This is a genomic window from Mesorhizobium sp. M1E.F.Ca.ET.063.01.1.1 (genome assembly GCF_003998155.1).
Classification (GTDB): Bacteria; Pseudomonadota; Alphaproteobacteria; order Rhizobiales; family Rhizobiaceae; genus Mesorhizobium.
In genome coordinates, this window is record NZ_RZSC01001438.1 from 1 (window position 1) to 645 (window position 645).

A 645-nucleotide genomic window follows, 5' to 3' on the forward strand; every position below is an offset into this window, starting at 1 on the left:
GTGCGGCCGCCGCGGCGAGGCCGTCCCGGCCGGCGGCGGCCAAAAGCGTAACGCTCATCGGCAGGCCGTCGTCGCGCGTGCCGGCCGGCACGGCGATGCCGCACATGTCGAGCAGATTGACGAAATGCGTGTAGGTGCCAAGCCGGCTGTTGGTTGCGATCGGATCGGCAAGCACGTCGTCGACCGTGTAGTGGGTCGGCGCGGTCGGCACACAGAAGAGATCGACGGAGGCGATGACAGGGGCAAGCCGCGCCTTGTAGGCCTGCAAGGCATAGAGTCCGCGGAAGGCGTCGGCGGCCGACAGGTTTCTGGCGCCGCCGATGATCTTGCGCGTCACCGGGTGGAGCGCTGCTTCGTTTGCCTCGAAGAAATCGCGGATCGCCGCATAGCGCTCCGCCACCCAGGCGCCTTCGTAGAGAAGGTCGGCCGTGGCGTAGAAGTCGCCGAACGGGATCTCGACGAGCTTGGCGCCCGACGCTTCCAGCGCGGCAAGAGCGGCTTCGAAGCCGGCCTGCATCGATGCGTCACCGAAGAATTTCAGATCGGCCTTGGCCGGGATGCCGACGTTCAGCGCCGGCGGGCGGGCGGCGAGTGGCCGGACGGCGATGTCGTGAGAGTAAGGGTCGGCGGCATCGTACGCCGCAG

1 protein-coding gene is annotated in these 645 nt (G+C 68.1%); it reads right to left on the reverse strand.

The features are described from left to right. Positions 1 to 645: amidase family protein (locus EOA29_RS39085; RefSeq protein ID WP_245468824.1), on the reverse strand; the 645-nt coding region annotated here is incomplete at both ends.